The 2,878-nt window shown below is 52.9% G+C and carries 18 tRNA genes and 2 rRNA genes (1 of these 20 running past the window's edge); all 20 read right to left on the bottom strand.

Annotation, left to right across the window (positions count from 1 at the left end):
• Positions 1-4: 4 nt before the first annotated feature.
• Positions 5-80 (bottom strand) — tRNA-Asp (locus tag R7Z10_RS23955).
• Position 81: 1 nt separating this feature from the next.
• Positions 82-158, bottom strand: a tRNA-Met gene (locus R7Z10_RS23950).
• Positions 159-185: 27 nt separating this feature from the next.
• Positions 186-278, bottom strand: a tRNA-Ser gene (locus tag R7Z10_RS23945).
• Between the two features lie 17 nt (positions 279-295).
• A tRNA-Ile gene (locus R7Z10_RS23940) sits at positions 296-372 on the bottom strand.
• A gap of 4 nt (positions 373-376) precedes the next feature.
• Positions 377-453 (bottom strand) — tRNA-Met (locus R7Z10_RS23935).
• Positions 454-473: 20 nt separating this feature from the next.
• Positions 474-546: transfer RNA gene (locus R7Z10_RS23930), tRNA-Ala, on the bottom strand.
• Positions 547-561: 15 nt separating this feature from the next.
• A tRNA-Pro gene (locus tag R7Z10_RS23925) sits at positions 562-635 on the bottom strand.
• 10 nt (positions 636-645) lie between these two features.
• Positions 646-719, bottom strand: a tRNA-Arg gene (locus R7Z10_RS23920).
• Positions 720-722: 3 nt separating this feature from the next.
• Positions 723-811: transfer RNA gene (locus R7Z10_RS23915), tRNA-Leu, on the bottom strand.
• 16 nt (positions 812-827) lie between these two features.
• Positions 828-902, bottom strand: a tRNA-Gly gene (locus tag R7Z10_RS23910).
• Positions 903-931: 29 nt separating this feature from the next.
• Positions 932-1,012 (bottom strand) — tRNA-Leu (locus tag R7Z10_RS23905).
• A 14-nt stretch (positions 1,013-1,026) separates the two neighbouring features.
• Positions 1,027-1,102, bottom strand: a tRNA-Lys gene (locus R7Z10_RS23900).
• Between the two features lie 4 nt (positions 1,103-1,106).
• Positions 1,107-1,181 (bottom strand) — tRNA-Gln (locus R7Z10_RS23895).
• 65 nt (positions 1,182-1,246) lie between these two features.
• Positions 1,247-1,330: transfer RNA gene (locus tag R7Z10_RS23890), tRNA-Tyr, on the bottom strand.
• Between the two features lie 8 nt (positions 1,331-1,338).
• Positions 1,339-1,414, bottom strand: a tRNA-Val gene (locus R7Z10_RS23885).
• Positions 1,415-1,419: 5 nt separating this feature from the next.
• A tRNA-Glu gene (locus R7Z10_RS23880) sits at positions 1,420-1,494 on the bottom strand.
• A gap of 24 nt (positions 1,495-1,518) precedes the next feature.
• Positions 1,519-1,591, bottom strand: a tRNA-Thr gene (locus R7Z10_RS23875).
• A gap of 4 nt (positions 1,592-1,595) precedes the next feature.
• Positions 1,596-1,670 (bottom strand) — tRNA-Asn (locus R7Z10_RS23870).
• A 9-nt stretch (positions 1,671-1,679) separates the two neighbouring features.
• A 5S ribosomal RNA gene (gene rrf / locus R7Z10_RS23865) occupies positions 1,680-1,795 on the bottom strand.
• Positions 1,796-1,845: 50 nt separating this feature from the next.
• Positions 1,846-2,878 (bottom strand): 23S ribosomal RNA (locus tag R7Z10_RS23860); it runs 1,889 nt beyond the window's last position.

The raw sequence follows: 2,878 nt of genomic DNA, 5'->3' as shown, positions 1-2,878 counted from the left end.
AAAATGGCGGTCCCGACCGGGGTCGAACCGGCGATCTCCTGCGTGACAGGCAGGCATGTTAACCACTACACCACGGGACCTTGGTTGCGGGGACAGGATTTGAACCTGCGACCTTCGGGTTATGAGCCCGACGAGCTACCAGACTGCTCCACCCCGCGACGATAAAATATTTAATTAAGAAAAAATGGAGGAGGTAGAGGGATTCGAACCCCCGCGCGACTCTCGCCGCCTGTCGGTTTTCAAGACCGATCCCTTCAGCCGAACTTGGGTATACCTCCGAGATATAAACTTCTAATGGTGGACCTTGTAGGACTCGAACCTACGACCGGACGGTTATGAGCCGTCTGCTCTAACCAGCTGAGCTAAAGGTCCTTTATGGTAGCGGCGGAGGGGATCGAACCCCCGACCTCACGGGTATGAACCGTACGCTCTAGCCAGCTGAGCTACACCGCCATAAATGATATTGAAATAAGTGGAGCCTAGCGGGATCGAACCGCTGACCTCCTGCGTGCAAGGCAGGCGCTCTCCCAGCTGAGCTAAGGCCCCATGTTTTTGGGAATATCGGGAAGACAGGATTTGAACCTGCGACCCCCTGGTCCCAAACCAGGTGCTCTACCAAGCTGAGCCACTTCCCGTTAATAAAAGCGCGCCCGAGAGGAGTCGAACCCCTAACCTCTTGATCCGTAGTCAAACGCTCTATCCAATTGAGCTACGGGCGCATATGGTGCCGAGGGCGGGGGTCGAACCCGCACGGTGGTCACCCACCGCAGGATTTTAAGTCCTGTGCGTCTGCCTGTTCCGCCACCCCGGCATGTCATATTGAAAATTGGAGCGGAAGACGGGATTCGAACCCGCGACCCCAACCTTGGCAAGGTTGTATTCTACCACTGAACTACTTCCGCAAGACATGTTTGAGTTATTTCATTAAAAGTGCGGGTGAAGGGAGTCGAACCCCCACGCCAAAGGCGCTAGATCCTAAGTCTAGTGCGTCTGCCAATTCCGCCACACCCGCATATTTTGTTAAAATGGTGAGCCATGAAGGACTCGAACCTTCGACCCTCTGATTAAAAGTCAGATGCTCTACCAACTGAGCTAATGGCTCTTAATGGCTGGGCTAGCTGGATTCGAACCAGCGCATGACGGAGTCAAAGTCCGTTGCCTTACCGCTTGGCTATAGCCCATTAATATTTACTAGTATGGTTATCTTTTCAAAAAAATAAACCCTCTCAGGTTATTTTAAAGAAAATGGTGGAGGGGGGCAGATTCGAACTGCCGAACCCGAAGGAGCGGATTTACAGTCCGCCGCGTTTAGCCACTTCGCTACCCCTCCGACATATATGGTGGAGGATGACGGGATCGAACCGCCGACCCCCTGCTTGTAAGGCAGGTGCTCTCCCAGCTGAGCTAATCCTCCAAAAGTGGTGACCCGTACGGGATTCGAACCCGTGTTACCGCCGTGAAAGGGCGGTGTCTTAACCACTTGACCAACGGGCCAAAAAAGTTTTAAACCTATTCCCAAGCTTCCAACCGGGCTTGAACCGGTGACCTCTTCCTTACCATGGAAGTGCTCTACCAGCTGAGCTATGGAAGCATAATGGCTCCGCAGGTAGGACTCGAACCTACGACCGATCGGTTAACAGCCGATAGCTCTACCACTGAGCTACTGCGGAATAATATGAGCCTGGCAACGTCCTACTCTCACAGGGACAAGGTCCCAACTACCATCGGCGCTAGAGAGCTTAACTTCCGTGTTCGGTATGGGAACGGGTGTGACCTCTCTGCCATCATCACCAAACTATTGAAGGCATATTCCTTCAAAACTAGATAACATTTGCTACATATTATATGGTTAAGTCCTCGATCTATTAGTATTCGTCAGCTCCACATGTCACCATGCTTCCACCTCGAACCTATCAACCTGATCATCTTTCAGGGATCTTACTAGCTTACGCTATGGGAAATCTCATCTTGAGGGGGGCTTCATGCTTAGATGCTTTCAGCACTTATCCCTTCCGCACATAGCTACCCAGCTATGCCCTTGGCAGAACAACTGGTACACCAGCGGTGCGTCCATCCCGGTCCTCTCGTACTAAGGACAGCTCCTCTCAAATTTCCTACGCCCACGACGGATAGGGACCGAACTGTCTCACGACGTTCTGAACCCAGCTCGCGTACCGCTTTAATGGGCGAACAGCCCAACCCTTGGGACCGACTACAGCCCCAGGATGCGATGAGCCGACATCGAGGTGCCAAACCTCCCCGTCGATGTGGACTCTTGGGGGAGATAAGCCTGTTATCCCCGGGGTAGCTTTTATCCGTTGAGCGATGGCCCTTCCATGCGGAACCACCGGATCACTAAGCCCGACTTTCGTCCCTGCTCGACTTGTAGGTCTCGCAGTCAAGCTCCCTTATGCCTTTGCACTCTACGAATGATTTCCAACCATTCTGAGGGAACCTTTGGGCGCCTCCGTTACACTTTAGGAGGCGACCGCCCCAGTCAAACTGCCCACCTGACACTGTCTCCCGGGTCGATAAGACCCGTAGGTTAGAATTTCAATACAGTCAGGGCGGTATCCCACCAGCGCCTCCACCGAAGCTAGCGCTCCGGTTTCAAAGGCTCCCGCCTATCCTGTACAAACTGTACCAAAATTCAATATCAGGCTACAGTAAAGCTCCACGGGGTCTTTCCGTCCTGTCGCGGGTAACCTGCATCTTCACAGGTACTATAATTTCACCGAGTCTCTGGTTGAGACAGTGCCCAAATCGTTACACCTTTCGTGCGGGTCGGAACTTACCCGACAAGGAATTTCGCTACCTTAGGACCGTTATAGTTACGGCCGCCGTTTACTGGGGCTTCAGTTCAGAGCTTCGCTTACGC

It is taken from the genome of Vibrio sp. Vb1018 (assembly GCF_033338775.1).
Classification (GTDB): Bacteria; Pseudomonadota; Gammaproteobacteria; order Enterobacterales; family Vibrionaceae; genus Vibrio; species Vibrio alginolyticus.
Note: the sequence above shows the minus strand (reverse complement) of the source record. Positions and strands in the feature narration are given on the sequence as shown.